Annotated in this window: 18 protein-coding genes; 9 read left to right on the top strand and 9 right to left on the bottom strand. The window is 59.3% G+C overall.

Annotated elements, in window-relative coordinates:
* Window positions 1-32 precede the first annotated feature (32 nt).
* The 3 genes from rplU (at window position 33) to ACGHP5_RS12415 (ending at window position 1,772) form a co-directional block, all read left to right on the top strand.
* Window positions 33-344: a 50S ribosomal protein L21 gene (gene rplU / locus ACGHP5_RS12425; RefSeq protein WP_015546709.1), complete on the top strand. Its 312-nt coding sequence runs from the start codon at window positions 33-35 to the stop codon at window positions 342-344.
* Window positions 345-364: 20 nt separating this feature from the next.
* Window positions 365-625, top strand: a complete 261-nt coding sequence (gene rpmA, locus ACGHP5_RS12420; RefSeq protein WP_290533924.1) for a 50S ribosomal protein L27 — start codon at window positions 365-367, stop codon at window positions 623-625.
* A gap of 895 nt (window positions 626-1,520) precedes the next feature.
* Window positions 1,521-1,772, top strand: a complete 252-nt coding sequence (locus tag ACGHP5_RS12415) for a helix-turn-helix domain-containing protein (RefSeq protein WP_390567046.1) — start codon at window positions 1,521-1,523, stop codon at window positions 1,770-1,772.
* A 94-nt stretch (window positions 1,773-1,866) separates the two neighbouring features.
* Here the strand turns inward: ACGHP5_RS12415 and ACGHP5_RS12410 are convergent, their stop codons facing one another.
* From ACGHP5_RS12410 to nifJ, 4 genes are all read right to left on the bottom strand, one after another.
* A complete protein-coding gene (locus tag ACGHP5_RS12410) occupies window positions 1,867-2,301 on the bottom strand; it encodes an META domain-containing protein (RefSeq protein ID WP_290533926.1) in 435 nt (144 codons plus the stop codon).
* Between the two features lie 18 nt (window positions 2,302-2,319).
* On the bottom strand, window positions 2,320-3,096 hold the full coding sequence (locus tag ACGHP5_RS12405) for a S1/P1 nuclease (protein WP_290533927.1): 777 nt from the start codon (window positions 3,094-3,096) through the stop codon (window positions 2,320-2,322).
* Between the two features lie 113 nt (window positions 3,097-3,209).
* The gene (locus tag ACGHP5_RS12400; RefSeq protein ID WP_390567044.1) at window positions 3,210-4,085 is read right to left on the bottom strand and encodes a hypothetical protein; all 876 of its coding nucleotides are present in this window, start codon (window positions 4,083-4,085) and stop codon (window positions 3,210-3,212) included.
* A gap of 217 nt (window positions 4,086-4,302) precedes the next feature.
* On the bottom strand, window positions 4,303-7,836 hold the full coding sequence (nifJ, locus tag ACGHP5_RS12395) for a pyruvate:ferredoxin (flavodoxin) oxidoreductase (protein WP_390567042.1): 3,534 nt from the start codon (window positions 7,834-7,836) through the stop codon (window positions 4,303-4,305).
* An 818-nt stretch (window positions 7,837-8,654) separates the two neighbouring features.
* Here nifJ and ACGHP5_RS12390 point away from each other — a divergent pair.
* Genes ACGHP5_RS12390 through ACGHP5_RS12380 form a run of 3 tightly spaced genes read left to right on the top strand, consistent with a single transcriptional unit; the run spans window position 8,655 to window position 11,595 of the window.
* Entirely contained in the window at window positions 8,655-9,893 is a 1,239-nt protein-coding gene (locus tag ACGHP5_RS12390; RefSeq protein ID WP_390567040.1) for a M16 family metallopeptidase, read from the top strand.
* Complete coding sequence (locus tag ACGHP5_RS12385) at window positions 9,890-11,158, top strand: M16 family metallopeptidase (protein WP_390567038.1); 1,269 nt, start codon at window positions 9,890-9,892, stop codon at window positions 11,156-11,158. The genes ACGHP5_RS12390 and ACGHP5_RS12385 overlap by 4 nt, the downstream gene beginning before the upstream one ends.
* The gene (locus ACGHP5_RS12380; protein ID WP_290533932.1) at window positions 11,155-11,595 is read left to right on the top strand and encodes a hypothetical protein; all 441 of its coding nucleotides are present in this window, start codon (window positions 11,155-11,157) and stop codon (window positions 11,593-11,595) included. The genes ACGHP5_RS12385 and ACGHP5_RS12380 overlap by 4 nt, the downstream gene beginning before the upstream one ends.
* 6 nt (window positions 11,596-11,601) lie before the next feature.
* On the opposite strand, the gene rsmA is transcribed toward ACGHP5_RS12380, so the two are convergent.
* Window positions 11,602-12,393 (bottom strand): 16S rRNA (adenine(1518)-N(6)/adenine(1519)-N(6))-dimethyltransferase RsmA, encoded by a 792-nt coding sequence (gene rsmA / locus ACGHP5_RS12375; RefSeq protein WP_290533933.1) that lies wholly within the window; start codon window positions 12,391-12,393, stop codon window positions 11,602-11,604.
* Between the two features lie 148 nt (window positions 12,394-12,541).
* Here rsmA and ACGHP5_RS12370 point away from each other — a divergent pair, with 148 nt between their 5' ends.
* Entirely contained in the window at window positions 12,542-13,858 is a 1,317-nt protein-coding gene (locus tag ACGHP5_RS12370) for a hypothetical protein (protein ID WP_390567036.1), read from the top strand.
* Between the two features lie 238 nt (window positions 13,859-14,096).
* On the opposite strand, the gene ACGHP5_RS12365 is transcribed toward ACGHP5_RS12370, so the two are convergent.
* The 4 genes from ACGHP5_RS12365 to recQ form a co-directional block, all read right to left on the bottom strand.
* Window positions 14,097-14,336 carry a hypothetical protein gene (locus tag ACGHP5_RS12365; RefSeq protein WP_276722411.1) on the bottom strand — a complete coding sequence of 80 codons (240 nt, stop codon included), beginning with the start codon at window positions 14,334-14,336 and terminating at the stop codon, window positions 14,097-14,099.
* 1 nt (window position 14,337) lies between these two features.
* Entirely contained in the window at window positions 14,338-14,535 is a 198-nt protein-coding gene (locus tag ACGHP5_RS12360) for a hypothetical protein (protein WP_276722413.1), read from the bottom strand.
* Between the two features lie 3 nt (window positions 14,536-14,538).
* The gene (locus tag ACGHP5_RS12355; RefSeq protein WP_276722415.1) at window positions 14,539-14,763 is read right to left on the bottom strand and encodes a hypothetical protein; all 225 of its coding nucleotides are present in this window, start codon (window positions 14,761-14,763) and stop codon (window positions 14,539-14,541) included.
* Window positions 14,764-14,963: 200 nt separating this feature from the next.
* Window positions 14,964-17,156, bottom strand: a complete 2,193-nt coding sequence (recQ, locus tag ACGHP5_RS12350) for a DNA helicase RecQ (protein WP_337657623.1) — start codon at window positions 17,154-17,156, stop codon at window positions 14,964-14,966.
* A 99-nt stretch (window positions 17,157-17,255) separates the two neighbouring features.
* On the opposite strand from recQ, the gene lptB reads away from it, so the two are divergent.
* Together lptB and aroA are read left to right on the top strand one after the other, a co-directional pair.
* Window positions 17,256-18,050: an LPS export ABC transporter ATP-binding protein gene (gene lptB, locus ACGHP5_RS12345; protein WP_290533937.1), complete on the top strand. Its 795-nt coding sequence runs from the start codon at window positions 17,256-17,258 to the stop codon at window positions 18,048-18,050.
* 2 nt (window positions 18,051-18,052) lie between these two features.
* Window positions 18,053-19,297 carry a 3-phosphoshikimate 1-carboxyvinyltransferase gene (gene aroA, locus ACGHP5_RS12340; protein WP_290533938.1) on the top strand — a complete coding sequence of 415 codons (1,245 nt, stop codon included), beginning with the start codon at window positions 18,053-18,055 and terminating at the stop codon, window positions 19,295-19,297.
* Window positions 19,298-19,304 lie beyond the last annotated feature (7 nt).

Genomic DNA, 19,304 nt, shown 5'->3' with positions numbered 1-19,304 from the left:
CGAATTTATGTTCAAATACATAATCGACTTAAATGTACGTTATAGTAGAGATTGCAGGTCAGCAATTTAAAGCTGAAAAAGGTCGGAAACTTTATGTCCACCGTCTTCAGGGCGAAGAAAATTCGTCCGTAAGTTTCGACAAAGTCCTGCTCACAGACAACGACGGTCAGGTTAAAGTCGGCGCACCTGTAGTGAAAGGCGCCGCAGTGAAGTGCAAGATCCTGAAGCATCTGAAGGATGACAAGGTTCTGGTGTTCAAAAAGAAACGTCGCACGGGCTACCAGAAGTGCAACGGACACCGCCAGTACCTGACGCAGATTCTCGTCGAGGAAATCGTTGCATAACCTTTAAAAACTGAATCAACATGGCACACAAGAAAGGTGTAGGTAGTTCGAAGAACGGCCGCGAGTCGGAAAGCAAGCGACTCGGCATCAAACTGTTCGGCGGTCAGTTCGCAAAGGCGGGCAACATCATCGTTCGCCAGCGCGGCACGGTGCACAACGCCGGTGAAAACGTAGGCATGGGCAAGGACCACACGCTCTTCGCACTCGTAGACGGAACGGTAGAATTCTGCAAGAAGAGCGAAGGAAAATCTTACGTAAGCGTTTCCCCGCTCAGCGAGTAAACAAAACAACGAAAACGATAAAAAGCGGTCTCCTCCGGGAAGCCGCTTTTTTCGTGTGCCTGTCTCAAGAACAATCGGGGACGGAACCTTCCGCCGGGTGAAACTTTAGTATGTAGTGACGTATTGGCCGTCGGCCCGTCCCCGAAAAAGAAAGGGGCGGCGGATGGGATCCTGTCGGAGAACTCTCCTGTGACGCCTCTGTACACCCGTCGTTCGGAAACGAACGGCAAAACAGGAATCCCATAGGAAGAATGTTGTCTGTGACGCCTAAATCACAGCCACCGCCCCAAAAATCCAACTGGGGCGACGACACGGGGATTTCTTCTGAAATCCCGACCGTAGTGCAACGGCCGGACGCCGCCCCGGAATAATGACCGCGCGGCTTTGTTCCCAACAAAAAAGCGCGAGTCGGACCCTCTCAATGCTGGCCTTAGGGAGCCATGAACCGGAAAGTCGTCCCGCGCCCGTGCCTGCCCCAACCCTAAGGTCGAGGCATAACACAGGACTGACAACAATCATACCCGGTTCAAACAGCCTCCTGGTGAGGTTCCCTAAGTTTGCTAGAGGTATAAAGAGTTGTTTACCCTTGTTTATTTGTACAAAGATAGGCAAAATTTCCGTTCCGGCAACGCCTTGAACCAAACAGAACAATATCGAACTCTTTTCAGAATACATATAAAACCGATCCGGCACTCATTCGGACAAAAAGCGGACTTGCCGGAGAGGAATACGCCCGGTGCAGCGGCAGAACAAAAGGCGGGGATACGGGGCAGCGGGCGGCAAGAGTGGTTTTTTACAGAGCCGCGAAGGCAGCGGGTGCGGGCTTTACACAGGGCCGCGAAGGATGCAGCGGACGGACTTTCGGAAATTGCCGAATTTAACGTACCTTTGCGTCATGCGGCGGAAAAACGAACGATATAACGAACCGGTGGTCCGGGGCGTGATCGCGCAACTGCGCGAACTGCGTCATGCGCGCAACCTCTCCCAGAAGCAGGTCTTCACCGACACCGACATCAACATCGGCCGGATCGAATCCGGACGCGGAAACATCTCGGTCTCGACGCTTGCCGATCTGTGCGCCTACTACGGAATCCCGCTCCGGGAATTTTTCGAACGGCTCGAGGCCGGATCCGCTTCCGGAGAATAACACCCCATACGGGCCGTCTGCAGCCCGCGGCCAAGACACGACAAGCCCGTTTCCGTGTGTCGGAAGCGGGCTTGTCATTCTGACCGGATACGACTTATTTCTTCTTGGCCGCAGCGTCCTGCACGGCGCGGAATTCGGCAACGACCTTTTTGTCGTCGTAGAATTTCAGCTCCGAACCCTTGATCTCGTAGCGGTCCACCTCGTCGAGCATCTTCACGAAGGCATCCTCATACTGCATCTCGGGGCAGGCCATCCGGGTCATGCCGAGGTTTTCGAACTCCAGCTTCTGACCTTTCAGCTCGTACCTGCCGAAGAAACGGTTGCAGTTGGTGCGGCCCGACACGAGCGTATCGGCGGCGCTGAACTGCATGGTGAAGAAATCGGCCTCGGCATCGATGGCCTTGGCGGGAATCGCCTCCATTTTGGCAAGTTTCCACGTCGTGCCCTCCAGCGGAAGAGCCTTTTTCTGCGATCCGCCGCAGGCGGTCATGGCTAAAAGCAGCGCTGCGGCTGCAAAAATCTTTTTCATAATTTCAAAATACGTTTGTTAACCGAATATTTCATTCAAAATACGCGCCAGACGGTAGCCGGCTTTCAGCACCTGCGCCTCGGCAAGAGGCTGTACGGTCATCAGGTAGGCGCTCGTCCGGGCTTTGTCGAGCGTGTCGCCGGGTTTGATCCAGTCGTAGATCACGCGGCAGTTGCGGGCGTTCTCGGCGGCCCATTCGCGGGGCGTGCCGGCGGCAAGGGCGCGGCGCTCGGACTTCGGGCAGCGGTCGAGCTGATAGCGGTAGTCCTCGTAACCCCAGCGGTGGTTGAGTTCCAACGCCTCGGTGTCCCAGAAGCCGTGGAAAGCGCATTTCCGGCCGTTGAGTTCGAACTTGAAACTGCTGTACCACGGATATTTGACGTGCGTCGGGCAGTGCATGTCCCCCACCAGGTGCACCAGGCAGCAGATCGCCACACGGACCGTCGAATCGTCCTGACGACGGTAGCCGCGGAGTTTCTCCATCGCATCCTCGATGCCCAGCACGGCGTCGCCTTCGGCAGGACGGGGCACGTAACGGCATTCGGCGTCGGCATCGAATCCGTGCCATTTCGAAGTGGCACGGTAAGGCTCCGTAGCGCGCACGGCGTCCATCCACGAGGCATAGTAGACGATCGAACGGCCGTCGAGGTACTTCCCGATGTTTTTCTTCGCCCTGGGCGTCAGGTTGCATTCCGCAATGTAGGCGATGGCATCGTGTCCGGTCTTGCCCCAGCCGAAAGCCGTGCCGCAAACGCAGAGAAGCACGGCGGCGAGCAGGAAAAAGTTTTTCTTCATATCGGGTCGGTTTTTGTCAGACAAATATAGGCAATATAATCCGGACCTCCAATACAGCGGCAGAAAAAAGCGGCCCGGAAAATCCGGACCGCCCATAAGCCGGTTGTTACCGATCAGAGGCGCTGCAAGGGAAGCGCAATCTCCAGTTCCGTCGTGTTATTGAGAACCGTCGTGACGATATCGCCGAGGCTGATACCCATAAACGAGGCCTCGTCACCCAACAGTTTGAACAACTCTTCGAGCAGGGGCAGGAAAGGCATAATCATCGCACGGTCGACATAGAGTTTGGTCACACCGTCCTTAACACTGTATTTCAAGGGAATAGCATAGTATTCGTCCGTCGAGACGATGTCGAGTTTGTAAGCCGCAAGAAGTCCGTCGATAATCGACGTCAGGTCGCCCATTTCCGACGTCTCGCCAACCTGTTTGAGGAACGCCTTGCTGATGGTGAAATAGAGGTGCGAATCCTTCGTATAATATCCCAGAGCGCCTTCGGGCAGCAGTTCCGCGGTCTCGGCACTCGGGAACGAACTGATCTCCGGGGTGAATTTCGGATCCATAATCGACGAAATGACGTCGTCGCCGATGATCAGACCGTGATACCGGGCACCGAACGATCCGTCGTCTTTAAGATCCACCTGCACCAAACCGCCTTTAACGATATTCGAGGCCATGGCCTGAATCAAGCCGCAAATCGTATTCATCGGCATAATCCAGCTTCCGGCAGGCATACCCATCGACTCCGACAAGTCGATGCCCGGGATATTATCGGGATCGGTCCACGTCGGCAACAGCAGGAAATAAAACGGCGAGGGTTCCTCGACCACATCGGGAATGGTCAGCGTCACAGGGGTCGGCTGATAGCTGCCGATCAACTCGGACTCGAACTTTTTCTTTCCGCCGTCGTCGCCGTCGTCACATGCGGTAAAAGCGGATGCCATCGCAACAACTGCCAACAGCATCGCTGCACGCGTAAAAATCTTTTTCATAATCAGTGAGGTATTTGGAATTCAATTTGTGCCGCAAAATTACTGCCCCGCCCTATCTCGATCAAATAAATTCAACCGGGGGGGGGGAAATTCATCACCAAACAGCAGAATTTCATCACGAGCCGATCCAGACGTTATACGAGAAAGCCGCAGAGTTTCAACAAAAAAGGCCGCACCCCGAATCGGGGTGCGGCCTTTACAGCAGGAACAGGCGGGATCAGTACTCCATCTGCGCGAGGCGCTTGTAGCCGTTGTAGCGCCACTTGGCGTTCTCCTCCGCGGCGGCGAACAGTTCGTCGGCCTCGGCAGGGAACGACTTCTGGAGCGAGGTGTAGCGCACCTCCTTCAGCAGGAACTCGCGGAACTTCGACCAATCCGGCTCTTTCGAGTCGAGCACGAACGGATTCTTGCCCTGCTCCTCAAGCAGCGGGTTGTAGTGCCACAGGTGCCAGTAACCGCAGGCTACGGCCTCTTTGCCGACGGTCTGCGTGCGGGTCATGCCGCCCTTGATGCCGTGGTTGATACACGGGGCGTAGGCAATCACGAGCGAAGGTCCGGGATAAGCCTCGGCCTCTTTCAGCACGTTGAACAGCTGCTGCTGCGAAGCGCCGATCGAAACCTGCGCCACATAGACATAACCGTAGGTCATGGCCATCGCGCCGAGGTCTTTCTTGCGGATGCGCTTGCCGCTCGATGCGAACTTGGCAACGGCGCCCACGGGGGTCGATTTCGACGACTGACCGCCGGTGTTCGAGTAAACCTCGGTGTCCACGACGAGGATGTTCACATCCTGACCCGTAGCCAGCACGTGGTCCACGCCGCCGTAACCGATGTCGTAGCCCCAGCCGTCGCCGCCGATGATCCACTGCGACTTCTTCACGAGCCAGTCCTTGTGTTCGAGAATCTCCTTGCAGTAGTCGCAGCCGCAGGCCTCCATCAGCGGGATCAGGCGCGCCGTAACCTCGGCCGACTTGGCCGACGAGGCGCGGTTTTCGATCCACTCCTTCATCACGGCCTTCAGCTCGTCGGAACACTTTTCGCAGTTGGCGATGGCCTTCTCCATCGTCTCCTGAATGCGGTCGCGGAGCTTCTCCACGCCGATATGCATACCCAGACCGAACTCGGCGTTGTCCTCGAAGAGCGAGTTGGCCCATGCGGGACCCTGGCCGGCGGCGTTGGTGCAGTAAGGCGTCGAGGGAGCCGAACCCGAGTAGATCGAGGTGCAGCCCGTGGCGTTGGCAACCATCATCTTGTCGCCGAACAGCTGTGAAATGGCCTTGATATAAGGGGTCTCGCCGCAACCAGCGCAGGCGCCCGAGAACTCGAACAGCGGCTGTGCGAACTGCAGGTTCTTGACCGACTTGGTCTTGTCGACGACCTGCTTGTAACCGATATGCTTGGTGATGTAATCCCAATTTTTCTGCTGGGGCATCTGCTCCTCGAGCGGGCGCATCACGAGCGCCTTCTCCTTGGCGGGGCAGACGTCGACGCAGTTCGAACAGCCCGTACAGTCCATCGGCGAAATCTGAATGCGGAACTTGTACTCCTTGGTCTCGCCGAGGCCCTGCTTCCACTCCACGCCCGAAGCGGCGGCCTCCTCCTCGGTGGCGAGGAACGGACGGATCACGGCGTGGGGGCAGACATAGGCGCACTGGTTGCACTGGATACAGTTCCCGATCTTCCACTCGGGAACGCTGACGGCGATGCCACGCTTCTCATAAGCGGCCGTGCCGTTGTCCCACGTGCCGTCTTCGCGGCCGTTGAAGGCCGAAACGGGCAGCAGGTCGCCTTTCAGGGCGTTGATCGGATCGACGATCTTCTTCACGAAGTCGGGACGCGCGGCATCGGCCGTGCGCTCCTCCTCCTTCACGACGATATTCGCCCACTCGGCCGGAACCTCGACCTTCACCACGGCGCTGCCGCCGGCATCGACGGCCGCGTAGTTCATGTTGACGATGTCCTCGCCTTTCTTGCCGTAGGATTTCAGAATGGCTTTCTTCATCTCCTCGACGGCCTTGTCGAACGGAATGACATTGGCGATCTTGAAGAAAGCCGACTGCATGATGGTGTTCGTACGCGAACCCAGACCCAGTTCGGCGGCGATCTTCGTGGCGTTGATGATATAGAAGTTGATCTTGTTCTTGGCCAGGTAGACCTTCATGTGGTCGGGCAGCGTCGCGCAGGTCGTCTCGGCGTCGTGTACCGAGTTCAGCAGGAACGAACCGCCGGTCTTCAGCCCCTTCAGCACATCGTACTTGTCGACGTACGAAGGCACGTGGCAGGCCACGAAGTCGGGGGTGGTCACCAGATAGGGCGACGTGATCGGCAGGTCGCCGAAACGCAGGTGCGACGAGGTGTAGCCGCCCGATTTCTTCGAGTCATAGGAGAAATAGGCCTGGCAGTACTTGTCGGTCGTGCCGCCGATGATCTTGATCGAGTTCTTGTTGGCGCCCACCGTGCCGTCGGCGCCCAGACCGAAGAAGAGGCCCTCGAACGTGCCGGGCTTCGCGAGCGAAATCTCCTCGCCGACGGGCAGCGAACGGAACGTCACGTCGTCGACGATACCCACCGTGAACTGGTTCTTCGGCTCGTTCATCTTCAGGTTCTCGAACACGGCCAGCATCTGCGCCGGGGTGGTGTCCTTCGACGAAAGGCCGTAGCGGCCGCCGATGACGAGCGGCTTGCGGTCGCACGGGCAGGCGGAGAACGCCTCGACGACGTCCATATACAGCGGGTCGCCGTTGGCTCCCGGCTCCTTCGTGCGGTCGAGCACGCAGACGCGCTTCACGCTCTCGGGAAGCACCGCCATCAGGTATTTCACCGAGAACGGGCGGTAGAGGTGCACGGTGACGACGCCCACCTTCTCGCCCTTGGCCATCAGGTAGTCGACCGTCTCCTTGATGGTCTCGGTCACCGAACCCATCGCGACGATCACGTTCTCGGCATCCTTCGCGCCGTAGTAGACGAACGGCTTGTAGTCGCGTCCCGTGATCTTCGAAATCTCCTTCATGGTGTCGGCCACCATGTCGGGAATGGCGTCGTAGAACTTGTTCGAAGCCTCGCGCGTCTGGAAATAGATGTCGGGGTTCTGGGCCGTACCGCGGGTCACGGGATGTTCGGGGTTCAAAGCACGGGCACGGAACTCCTTCAGGGCGTCGCGGTCGAGCATCGCCGTCAGCGCGGCTTCGTCGATCAGTTCGATCTTCTGGATCTCGTGCGAGGTGCGGAAACCGTCGAAGAAGTGCAGGAAAGGCACGCGGGCCTTGAGCGACACGAGGTGCGCGACGCCGGCGAGGTCCATGACCTCCTGGACCGACGAGGTGGCCAGCATGGCAAAACCCGTCTGACGGGCCGCCATCACGTCCTGATGGTCGCCGAAAATCGACAGCGACTGCGCGGCCAGCGCACGCGCCGAAACGTGGAACACGCCCGGGAGCAGTTCGCCGGAGATCTTGTACATGTTGGGAATCATCAGCAGCAGGCCCTGCGAAGCGGTGAACGTCGAGGTCAGGGCGCCGCTCTGCAACGATCCGTGGACGGCACCTGCGGCTCCGGCCTCGGACTGCATTTCAACGACTTTAACGGTCTCTCCGAAGATATTTTTACGGCCCTGGGCGGCCCACTCGTCCACGAGTTCGGCCATCGTCGACGACGGCGTGATGGGATAGATGGCCGCGACTTCCGAGAACATGTAAGCCACATGGGCCGCAGCGTAGTTACCATCACAGGTGATAAATTTCTTTTCTGCCATTTTAGTTGAAATTTAGATGATATTTGTGTGTTTTTCCGATATTTCAGGCATAGCCCCGACAAACGGGCGATGCAAATATAGCAATTTCAGCCGAGAATCCGCACTTACTTTTGTTCAAAAAAGCGTTATTTTTTGACATTTCAAATGTGAATCGATTAACAGTCCGGTTGTTATTCGATTAACAACAAACTGCCGGGAAATCACCGAGTTGCAGAACTGGCTAACCAATAGCGAATTACCCGGCAGGCACATCGGCGGGAAGGCGGAAGCCCAGCGTCCGGACACAGCACGCGGCGGCCGGGCGGCCCGCGGCCCGGCCGGAACCCCTAAAATAAGGTTTATGAATAGGACTTTCGGACACTTTGGCCGCAAACCGGGATTTTTTATTAACTTTGTCCTCGGAAACACGTTTACATTCGTTCTTTAAATATCGTTATTGAAACGGTTATATTGGGGCTCCTGAAATCTGGTAAATTTTTTGTAAACCCACAATGGATCGTACCCGAAGGGTGCGCGCTGATGTGAGGGGTTTACAGGCTTTACCAGAGCCACAGGAGCCAGGATCTCGGCAGCACTCTTCTCGTTTCTGCCGATGTACCGGTCATGCAGCGGCGGGAGCGATGGATTCCTATCCCAAACTTCTTCATAGTCACCGAATCCATTTTCCGAACAATGAGGCGTCACTTGTATTTCCCGCCGCTGCTTTTTTACGGTCCCCGGGGGCGCGACCGCCCTTTTATCTGCCGGAAGGTTCTACGGGACCACCCCACGCAATCCCGGTTTGCAGCCACCGGACTTTTTCGTACCTTTGCGCAACTATGATTCCATACACCAGAAAAACACTCCCCAACGGGCTGACCGTCGTGGTCAACCGCGACCGGGCGTCGAAACTCGCCGCCGTGAATATCCTCTACCGGGTCGGCGCGCGCAACGAAAACCCCGCACGCACGGGATTCGCCCACCTGTTCGAACACCTGATGTTCCGCGGAACGCGCACCGTGGAGAATTTCGACCTTCCGGTGCAGATGGCTTCGGGCGACAACAACGCCTTCACCAACAACGACTACACGGATTTCTACATCACGCTCCCGAAGGACAACCTCGAAACGGCCCTCTGGCTCGAAAGCGACCGCATGGAGGGACTCGACATCACCCCCGCCAAGCTCGAAGCCGAGAAGAAGGTGGTGATCGAGGAGTTCCGCCAGCGATACCTCAACCAGCCCTACGGCGACCAGACGATGCTGCTGCGGGCGCTCGCCTACAAGGTCCACCCCTACCGCTGGGCGGCCATCGGCCTCGCGACCGACCATATCGCCGGAGCCACGCTCGCGGACGTCGAGTCCTTCTACCGCACCCACTACCGCCCGTCGAACGCCATTCTGTCGATCTCGGCCGACATGGAGGAGGAGCGGATGCTGGAGCTGGCTGAAAAGTGGTTCGCGCCGCTCGCCGACCACCCGTCCGAGACGGCCGCCATCCCGCAGGAACCCGTGCAGACACAGGCCCGCCGCCAGGAGGTCGAACGCGACGTGCCGGCCTCGACCGTCACCGTAGCCTATCACATGTGCGCACGCACCAAGCCCGATTTCTACACCGCCGACCTGGTTTCGGACCTGCTCTCGGGCGGCGACTCGGGACGCCTCTACACGCACCTCGTCAAAGAACGCAACCTGCTGTCGAGCGTCAACGCCTACATCACGGGCGACGTCGACCCGGGACTGTTCGTCTTCACGGGCCAGCTGCTCCCGGGCGTGACGCCCGAAGCGGCCGAAGCGGCTTTCCGCGAAGAGATCGAAGCCCTGCAAACGACCGCCGCGACCGCATACGAAATCGAAAAGGTCAAGAACAAGTTCGAAGCCAACACGCTCTTCGGCGAACTGAACGTGATGAACAAGGCGATGAACCTCGGGTTCTACGAGATGCTGGGCGACCTCTCCCTGATCAACCGCGAGGTGGACCGCTACCGCGCCGTCACCGACGAGGACATCCGCTCGTTCAGCCGCCGCACGCTGCGGCCCGAAAACAGTTCTACACTCATTTACAACGCCAGGAAATGACACAACCCCGCATAACTCCCTCGCAGGTCGAGGTCGCCGAAGCCCGCCGCACGACGCTGCCCAACGGCATCGGACTCTACACGCTCGCCTCCGACGATTTCGAGGTGCTGCGCATCTCGTTCGTTTTCCGCGCCGGATCGGCCCTCCAGCAGGCGCCCTTCTCGGCGTCGGCCGCCGCCAACCTCCTCTCCGAAGGCTCGCGCGACATGACGGCGCACCAGATCGCCGAACAACTCGACTACTACGGCTCGTGGTACGACGTGAACGTCGACCGCGACTACGCCTACATCAATTTCGCCACCCTCTCGAAATTCTTCGACCCGACGCTCGCCGTGGCGGAGCAGATCCTGCTCTGCCCCGCATTCCCCGAGGAAGAGCTGCGCACCTACGCCGCCAAACGCAAACAGCGGCTGGCGGTCGAACGGGCGAAGATCGAGGTGAAGGCCCGCGAAGCGTTCGCCCGGGCGTTGTTCGGGGAGCGGCATCCTTACGGCGTCTCGTCGCACGAAGAGGCCTACGACAGCCTCACGCGCGAGGACGTGGCCGGTTTCTACAAACGGTTCTACACCGCCGAAAACTGCTTCGTCGTGTGCAGCGGGCGCATCGGCGACCACGAGCTGAAAGCCGTGGCGGAACTCGCCGGACGGATTCCCCGCGGCGCCGCCGAAGCGCCGCCCGTCTTCCCCGCGCCCGAGACCACGCATGCGGCGTTCGTCGAATACCCGGGGGCCGTGCAGTCGTCGCTGCGCATCGGCCGCCTGCTGTTCCCGCGCACACATCCCGATTTTCTGGGTATGCAGGTCGTGGCGACGGCCCTGGGCGGATACTTCGGCTCGCGCCTGATGCAGAACCTGCGCGAAGAGCACGGCTACACCTACGGCGTGGTCTCGGCGATGGTCAACTTCGAGCGCGAAGGTTACTTCGCCGTGGCGGCACAGGTCGGCGCCGACGTGACGCAGGAGGCCCTGCGGGAGATTTACGCCGAGATCGAACGCCTCGGCGCGGAGCCGATGCCGGAAGCGGAACTGGAACTGGTGAAGAACATGATGACGGGGGAGATGATGCGCATTCTCGACGGTCCGTTCGGTATCGCCGACGTGACGATCGAGAACATCCTCTGCGGCCGCGACAACACGGTGATCGGCGAGAACATCCGCCGCATCCGGCAGATGACGCCCGCCGAGGTGCTGCAGCTGGCCCGAAAATACCTCCGCCGCGAAGACCTGGTGACGGTGGTCGCCGGGGCGGAAAAGCCCCGGTTATGAAAACATACCGGAATCCCCTCTTCAGAAGTCAGGAAACCTGGATCTATGCCGGGTCGCTCGCGATGTGCCTGCTGCTATGGGACACTTTGCGGACCCGGGGATTTTTCATCCTCGGAGGCTTCTATACCGGAATGTACCTGCTCTACCTCGCAACCCGCAACTGCATCGCACTCTCCGACCACGAGATTTCGATCCGCAATCCGTTCACACGGCGCACGCTCGATTACCCCTACGACACCCTGCGGCGGGTAGAGTTCATCCGGGACCTGCGGGCCAACCCGCGCATCCGTCTGACGGACGACAGCGGAAAGGTCCGGTGGCACTATCTGGAAGGAATCCGCAGCAGGGATTACAGCGAGATCATCGCCCGGCTGGAAAAATCGGGCGTCGTCGTGGAAACAAAGCGTATGGAACCGTATTTAAAAAAAGAGGAATAGCGGCCGCTACCGGCGGTTTTCGGAAACCCAATTCGTCAGCTCCACGAACTCGGCGACGCCCAGCTGCTCGGCACGCCGGGTGAAGAACGGATGCTCGGCCCCGCCGAAATCGCCGAAAACGGACTTCAGCGAGTTGCGGATCATCTTGCGCCGCTGGCCGAAAGAGGCTTTCACCACCTTCACGAACAAGGTCTCGTCGCAGCCGAGGCGCTCCGTGGCGTTGCGGCGCAGGCGGATGACGGCGCTCTTGACCTTCGGGGGCGGATTGAAAACCGTCTCGCCCACCGTGAAGAGGTATTCGATGTCGTACCACGCCTGCAACAGGACCGACAGAATGCCGTACTCCTTCGAACCGGGAGGCTCGGCCAGCCGCACGGCGACCTCCTTCTGGATCATGCCCACGCACTCGGGCACGAGGTCGCGGTTTTCCAGCACCTTGAAAAAAATCTGGGACGAGATGTTATAGGGGAAGTTGCCGATGATCTTCAGCCCTTCGGGAAAGCGTTCGCGCAGGTTCATCCCGAGGAAATCGCCCGCGACGAGCCGCGGCGCGAACTCCGGGTAGTGCGCGTGGAGGTACTCGACGCTCTCCGGGTCGATCTCGGCGCCCCAGGTCACGATGTCGCTGCGTCGCAGCAGGAACTGCGTCAGCACGCCCATGCCGCACCCCACTTCGAGCACCGTGCACGGCCCGCCGGCCGCATCGCCGCCCGAAAGCGAATCGCAGATTTTGCGCGCGATATTCAGATCGACCAGGAAATGCTGTCCCAGCGCCTTTTTTGCCCTTACTTCACCCATAGCTTTACATTGTAGGCAGCAAAGATACGAAAAAGCCGGTTCAAAACCGAATCGCCGGAGGTTTGTAAAGCCCTCCGGCAAATAAAAGCGCCGCCGCGACACCAACGGTACGGATTATTGCTACCTTTGCGTCCATACGATTTAAGAAATGAAACGCCTCCTCCCTACCCTGCTCGGCCTCTGCTGCATCGCAAACGCCCCGGCACAGTTCAAAGTCCAATCCGTCCTGCCGCACGGCGCCGCACCGGAGAAAACCGCGGCGGCGGTATACGATTCAACGGCGAACATCCGCGTGGGCGGCGACGCTGCCTATTACGAAAGCCTCGTCGGACAGCGTATCCTTTTCTATCCCCGGGACATTCATGCCAATCTCCGCCCGATCGCCTACTTCAATTTCCTCGCCGAACAGCCCGCCATCGTAGGCATCGACACAACGTGGCTGCGCAAACCCCGCAAGAAGGTCCGCCCCGAGGATTTCCGCGTGGACACCCTTTACAGCGATGTGTACAATCCCCGATTTTTCGAGCATTTCGGATACGGCGACATAACGCCTCTCGGGTGCTCGCTGCACGAGGCCAGGGGGATCGGCACGCTGGACTATTCGGGGCTAACCCGTTCCGGATGGTTCACTCCGGCGGAGGCGGTCGAAGGGCAGAGTTTCGAAATTCTCGGAATCGAACAAAGCAGGCTCGAAGATTCCGAACTGTTGCTGTTCCGGCTTCGCGACAACGCAGGCAAAGTGCTCTACTGGTTCGCACACATGGGCGAAGACGAAACGAACCTGCGGGACGAGTATTATCCGGCCGTCGTCGAAGGGCTGATCGGAAAATACCGCGCGGCATACGTCGGCAAAGATCTCTTCCTGACCAAACGCAAACCCGGGGCAAAGGGATATGTTTCCGAATATTTCGGATTACGGGCCAACACCATGCAGGGCGAAGAGACCCGGCTGAATTTCGGCACGGAACTGCGGTGCACGGACATCCGGCTGATCGGCGACGGAAAGGGTTACGCCGTGCCGTCGTTCGTATTCGAACGGAAAGAGGACAGCGCGCAGCTCTACATTCCGCTTTGCCGCTACCCGACGCCCTTCGGAATAGAAGGATACACCATCGGCCGGGACCGCGCCTTCCTGGACGAAGTGGTCCTCACCCCTTCCGAAGCGGTATATGCCCAGCGGGCAGAAGAAGCGCGTCTGCGCGAAGAGGCGCGCCTGCAGCAGGAGAAGGAGCAGAAGGAGCGCAGGGCGACACTCTGCCGGAAATACGGGAAAGCCACCGCCGAACTGATTCTGGAAGGCAAAGTCCGGATCGGCATGACCCGGGAAATGTGCCGTGAGGCGTGGGGTTCGCCCGAAGACATCAACCGCTCGTCGGGAAGTTGGGGCGTACACGAACAATGGGTCTACGGAATGAACAGCTACCTCTATTTCGAAAACGGAACGCTCGCCTCGATTCAGAACTGACATGCGAAAGCCGCCGGACGATCGGATCGTCCGGCGGCTTTCGCATACGGCCGTCAAAAGCGGCATGTCCTATCGGCAAGGTCGTTAGAGGCGGCGGCTAATGCCTCGCACAAAACCTGCAACCCGCCCCCAGGAACCCGCAGCCGGCAAAACAAATCCGGCCAGGAAAGACCGGGCGGTGCGGAACCCAATCCTCCGTTCCCGGGGCCTGCAAGAAAGCCCCGCTTACGGTTCCCGGTCAGCGTTTCGAACGGCGGCTGCGCTTCTTTTCGAGCCGCTGACGCTCACGCTGTTCCCGGGCGACGCGGCGCTGCGTCAGGCGGAACGTGTAGAGCAGACCCGCGAATCCGATGCCGAGCAGCGCAACCCAGAACCACACGGCGATGCCGCGTTCCATGAATTCGATGGCATAGATGACGCCCGCGACAGCCAGCACCATCAATACAAGGCGCAGAAGCTGCATAAGATTGGTTTTCATGTCAATCCTCATTTTGGGTAACTTTCCTTTTCCGGTGCTGCAAAGCGCCGACGGTCATCGCGGCGGATGCCAGGGCCATGATCACGGGAACGTACCAGATGTCCCCTCCGTCGGCGACGGAGACCCGCCAGGCCGAAACCAGGGTCCCAATGAAAAATACGACGGCCATGATGGCCTGAAAACGGTCGATCGCACGCATCGGTCAAGGAATTTTGTGTTTGTTCACCTCGTCGAGGTGTCTGCATTTCTTTTTGTTGAATTCGTTATACACCATTCCGATCCCGGCCGCGACGAACAGCACGCCCACGACCAGATCGAATGCGTTCACGCAGTTGGAACGCGTCACGCGCCAATAGACATTGGCCCCGAGCCACCCCAACGCGCAAATCAGAAAAATCACGGCTAAAGTAAAAGTCTTCTTGTTCATAGGCGTCATAATTTAGGTTATATCGGTTAGTTACCTCCTTGCTATCGGCGTCAAAAGCGCCAGCCCCGTTCCGTTCGTTTTTGATTTCAGAGGAGCAGTTTCCGAGCTTCGGGATGTGGGCCGAAGCAGGAGCCATACAAAAGCACGGACTGTTTCGGGCCGCAAACGAAGTGCGGAAAATGGCCCTGTAGAATCAAAGATCAGTTGCCCTGTTCGCACATAAACTTAATGCGCACCAGGCGTATCTCCTCCTCGGTATAATCGGCCCCCAGCTCCTCGATGGCAGCGTCGAGCGAGTCGCTCTCGGCGTCCTCCTTGAAGTAGAGGTAAATGTCCTCGATCTTGTCCTCGTCCATGAACTCCTTCAGGTAGTACGAAATATCGAGTCTCGTTCCGGCGTTGACGATGCCTTCGATCTCGGTCAGCAGTTCGTCGAAGTCGAGGTCCTTGGCGCGGGCGATGTCCTCGAAATCCATCTTGCGGTCGATCGACTGGATGATGAAGATCTTGTTGCCCGACTTGCTGGCCACGCCCTTGACGATCATGTCCTGCGGACGGATGATCTCCTTCTCCTCGACGTAGGCCTTGATCAGACGGACGAACTCCTCGCCGAACTTGCGCGCCTTGCCCACGCCGACACCCGTGATGTTCTGCATCTCCTCGACGGTGATCGGATACTGCACGGCCATGTCTTCGAGCGACGGGTCCTGGAAAATGACGAACGGCGGCAGACCGTGCTGCTTGGCGACCTTCTTGCGCAGGTCCTTCAGCATCGAGAACAGCTCCTCGTCGGCCGCACCGCCCTTGCCCATCGGAGCCACGGACTCGGACTCCTTCTCCTCCTCGTCGTAGTCGTGGTCGAGGGTCACGGTCACCGGGAACGGCAGGGCGATATAGCCCTCGCCCTTCTTGTTGACCGAAATCAGCCCGTAGTTTTCGATATTCTTGTCGATCAGGCCCAGTATCAAGGCCTGACGCAGCACCGCGCCCCAGAAACGGGCGTCGTACTCGGCGCCCGCACCGAACCATTTCGACTTGTTGTGCCCGTAGCTCTTGATCAGGGCCGTGGTCTTGCCCACCAGGACGTTGACCAGATAGTCGGCCTTGAACTTGTCGCCGATGTCGCGCAGGGCTTCGAGCGCCATCTTGAGCGCCGCCCGGGCGTCGACCTTCGGTTTGGGATTGCGGCAGTTGTCGCAGTTGCCGCAGTTGTCCTCGGTATAGTCCTCGCCGAAATAGTGCAGCAGCGTCTTGCGGCGGCACATCGAACTCTCGGCGTAGGAAACCGTCTCCAGCAGCAGCAGCTTGCCGATCTCCTGCTCGGCGATGGGCTTGCCCTGCATGAACTTTTCGAGTTTCTGGATGTCCTTGTAACTGTAAAAGGTCAGGCAGTAGCCCTCGCCGCCGTCACGGCCGGCGCGGCCCGTCTCCTGGTAATAGCCTTCGAGCGACTTGGGAATGTCGTAGTGGATGACGTAGCGCACGTCGGGTTTGTCGATACCCATGCCGAAGGCGATCGTGGCCACGATAACCTCCACGCGCTCCATCAGGAAGTCGTCCTGGTTGGCGGCGCGCGTCGACGCGTCCATCCCGGCGTGGTAGGCCAGCGCCCGGATGCCGTTGGCCACGAGCAGCTCGGTCAGCTCCTCGACCTTCTTGCGGCTCAGGCAGTAGATGATGCCGCTCTTGCCCTCGTTCTGCTTGATGAAGCGGATGATGTCGTGGTCGACGTTGTGCTTGGGCCGGATTTCGTAGTAGAGGTTCGGGCGGTTGAACGACGACTTGAAAACCGAAGCGTCGGACATGCCCAGGTTCTTCTGGATGTCGAGCTGCACCTTGGGCGTGGCCGTGGCCGTCAGGGCGATCAGCGGCGCCGAGCCGATCTCGTTGATGATCGGCCGGATGCGGCGGTACTCCGGACGGAAGTCATGGCCCCACTCCGAAATGCAGTGCGCCTCGTCGATGGCGTAGAACGAAACCTTTATCTTGCGCAGGAACGCCACGTTGTCCTCCTTGGTGAGCGACTCGGGGGCGAAATAGAGCAGTTTGGTCTTGCCGTCGAGCACGTCCTGGCGGACCTGCGCCACGGCAGTCTTGTTGAGCGACGAATTCAGGAAATGCGCGATCCCCGACTCGGCCGAGAAGGTGCGCATGGCGTCGACCTGGTTCTTCATCAGGGCGATCAGCGGCGATATGATGATCGCAACGCCGTCCATCAGCATGGCCGGCAACTGGTAGCACAAAGACTTGCCGCCGCCCGTGGGCATCAGCACGAAGGTATCCTTGCCTTCCAGCACATTGCGGATCACCGCTTCCTGGTTCCCCTTGAACGACGAAAAGCCGAAGTACTCCTTCAGCTTGTCATGCAGCAGGGAAGAATCAAATTGTTTCATTTCGCCGATAGTATGCTTTAAAATCAGAAAATTCAATGTAAAGATAAAAAACTTTTCGGAAAAAAGCATAACTTTGTAAAAAATTTATCGAAAAACACAATGCGCCTTTACACCAGCGAACTCGTCAAGAAATACAAGGCCCGGACCGTCGTCGACCACGTGTCGATCGACGTCAATCAGGGAGAGATCGTAGGCCTGCTGGGTCCCAACGGAGCCGGCAAGACCACGACTTTCTACATGATCGTGGGACTGATCAAGCCCAACGAAGGCCGCATCTTCCTCGAGAGCGACGAAGGCCAGACCACCGAACTGACGGACCTGCCCGTATACCGCCGCGCCCAGCTCGGCGTGGGTTACCTGGCGCAGGAGGCGTCGGTATTCCGCCGCCTTTCGGTGGAGGACAACATACGGGCCGTGCTGGAAATGACCTCCTTCACGAAGGAGTACCAGACCGAACGCGTCGAGGCGCTGATCGAGGAGTTCCGCCTGCAGAAGGTGCGCAAAAGCCTCGGCATCCAGCTCTCGGGCGGCGAGCGCCGCCGTACGGAGATCGCGCGCGCCGTGGCCATCAACCCGGCGTTCATCCTGCTCGACGAACCGTTCGCCGGGGTGGACCCGATCGCCGTGGAGGACATCCAGTCGATCGTGGCGACGCTCAAGCACAAGAACATCGGCGTGATCATCACCGACCACAACGTCGACGAGACGCTGGCCATCACCGACCGCACCTACCTGCTCTACGAAGGCAAGATCCTGAAAACGGGTACGGCCGAAGAGCTGGCCGCCGACCCGATGGTCCGCAAGGTCTACCTCGGACAGCATTTCGAGCTGAAGAAGAGCCATCAGCTGACGCAGGAGATGAAAAACCGCAAGGGACAGGAGGTTAATGAGTGAATATGGATAAAACGGTTCCGCCGGGCCGCGTCAAAGGCACGCTGACGCCGCCCTGCTCGAAAAGCTATGCACAGCGTGCCCTCGCAGCGGCACTGCTCTCGGAGGAGGTCTCTGTGCTGCGCAACATCGAATTCTGCGACGACACCCGTTCCGCCCTGCAATGTATCGAGACGCTCGGCGCACGGGTGCACCGGGTCGACCCCACGTCGCTCTCGATCGAAGGCGGGCTGGCCCCGAAGGGCCGCGTGCTCAACGTCGGCGAATCGGGCCTCTCGACACGTCTTTTCACGCCCGTGGCATCGCTCTGCCCCACACCCGTCACCATCGAGGGGCGCGGTTCGCTGCTGCGCCGCCCGATGCAGATGATGTTCGAACCGCTCCGCCGGCTGGGCGTGCGGGTCCGCGACAACGGGGGATTCCTCCCCATCGAGGTCTGCGGCCCGATCCAGGGCGGGGAGGTCGAAGTCGACGGGTCGGTCTCGTCGCAGTTCATCACGGGACTGCTGCTGGCGCTGCCGCTGGCCAAACGCGACACCTCGCTGCACGTGCACGGGGCGGTCTCGACACCTTATTTAGATATGACTCTCGACACGGCCGCGCGCTTCGGCATCGAAATCAGCCAGCGCGACTACGAGGAGTTCTACATCCCCGGACGGCAGCACTACCGTTCGACCTATTTCAGCATCGAGGGCGACTGGAGCGCCGCAGCGATGCTGCTGGTGGCGGGTGCCACGGCCGGGGAGGTCACCGTGCGCAACGTCTCGATGCTCTCGAAGCAGGCCGACACGGCCATCTGCACCGCGCTGGTGCGTGCGGGAGCCGCCGTGATCAACGAGGAGGACTCGGTGACGGCCCTGCACCGGCCGCTCCGGGCCTTCGAATTCGACGCCACGAACTGTCCCGACCTGTTCCCGGCGCTGGCCGCGCTGGCCGCGGCGGCCGACGGCGTGAGCGTCATCCGGGGAACCTCGCGCCTCGAATACAAGGAATGCAACCGCTCGGAGGCCATCCGCGAGGAGTATGCCAAACTGGGCATCGAGGTCGACACCTCGGAAGAGGATCTGATGAAAATACGCGGCGGAAAGGTCCGCGCGGCACGCACGCAGAGCCACGGCGACCACCGCATGGCCATGTCGCTGGCCGTCGCCGCCCTGCGCTCGGACGAAGCCGTGGAGATCGAGGGGGCCGAAAGCGTCGCAAAAAGCTATCCCGGGTTCTTCGAGGACCTGGAACATATTCGGGTCTAAAACCAAA

The sequence above is a fragment of the Alistipes sp. i18-0019-D1 genome, assembly GCF_042852885.1.
Lineage (GTDB): Bacteria > Bacteroidota > Bacteroidia > Bacteroidales > Rikenellaceae > Alistipes.
The sequence above is the reverse complement of the archived record's forward strand: the minus strand, read 5'-3'. Positions and strand labels throughout refer to the sequence as shown.